Origin of the sequence: Bradyrhizobium nitroreducens (genome assembly GCF_002776695.1) — a bacterium.
GTDB lineage: Bacteria > Pseudomonadota > Alphaproteobacteria > Rhizobiales > Xanthobacteraceae > Bradyrhizobium > Bradyrhizobium nitroreducens.
This window is the reverse complement of record NZ_LFJC01000011.1, coordinates 1-1,091: the sequence shown is the minus strand read 5'-3', so window position 1 is coordinate 1,091 and position 1,091 is coordinate 1. Positions and strand designations below refer to the sequence as shown.

1 protein-coding gene and 1 pseudogene are annotated in these 1,091 nt (G+C 69.2%); one reads left to right on the top strand and one right to left on the bottom strand.

Annotation, left to right across the window (positions count from 1 at the left end):
- Window positions 1-79, top strand: a pseudogene (locus TSA1_RS40885) (NADPH-dependent FMN reductase); the annotation flags it as partial.
- A gap of 5 nt (window positions 80-84) precedes the next feature.
- Here the strand turns inward: TSA1_RS40885 and TSA1_RS38670 are convergent.
- On the bottom strand, window positions 85-1,091 hold a 1,007-nt coding region (locus tag TSA1_RS38670; RefSeq protein ID WP_245448625.1), incomplete at its 5' end, for a methyl-accepting chemotaxis protein.

Below are 1,091 nucleotides of genomic sequence, written 5' to 3'. Positions count from 1 at the left end.
CCCCCGCTTTGCGGATGATCTCGCCTGGTGGATCGAGGCGGCAAAAGCCCAGCGGGCGCGGAAAGCGCCGCCTTATTAACTTGCTTAAGCCGCCCTGACCTCGCCGAGGAAACGGTCGAACTGGTCGGCGAGATCGCGCGACTGCGTCGAGAGCTGCTCGGCGGCGCCGAGCACTTCCCTGGCGGCGGCTCCCGTGTCGTCGGCGGCGCGCTGCACCCCCGAGATGTTGGTGTTGACCTCCTGGGTGCCGCGGGCGGCCTCCTGGACGCTGCGGGCGATTTCCTTGGTGGCCGAGCCCTGTTCCTCGATCGCCGCGGCAATCGCCGTGCCGATCTGGTCGATCTCGCCGATGACGTCGGCGACGTTGCGGATCGCTGCCACGGTCTCGTCGCTGGCGGTCTGGATCGCCGTGATCTGCTCGGAGATTTCGGTCGTCGCCTTGGCAGTCTGTCCCGCCAGTGACTTCACTTCGGAGGCGACCACGGCGAAGCCGCGGCCGGCATCGCCGGCGCGGGCGGCCTCGATCGTCGCGTTCAGCGCCAGCAAATTGGTCTGCTCGGCGATGCTCTGGATCAGCGTGACGACGTCGCCGATCTTCTGCGCGCCCTCGGCGAGCGTGCGTGCGGTGTCGCCGGTGCGGCGGGCGTTCTCGACGGCGCGGGCCGCGATCTCGGTGGATTGTGCGACCTGGCGGCCGATCTCGGAGATCGAGGAGGTCAGCTCTTCGGTGGCGCTGGCGACGGTCTGCACGTTGGTCGAGGTCTGCTCGGAGGCGGCGGCGACGACCGCGGCCTGGCTATTGGTCTGGGCCGCCGTCGAGGTCATCGACTGCGCAGTGCTTTCCATGGTCGAGGACGCCTGGGACAGACCGCCGACGAGCTCGGTGACCTTGGCCTCGAACGCGCGCGTGAGCTCGTCGAGCGCCTGCGCACGGCGCATCTTGCCGTCGTTCTCGGCCTGCTTCTCGGCCGCGAGCCGGTCGGCCCGGATCATGTTGTCCTTGAACACCTGGACGGCCGCGGCCATCGCCCCGATCTCATCGGAGCGCTCGGCGCCGGGGATGCTGTCCGAAACCTCGCCTTCGGCAAGCC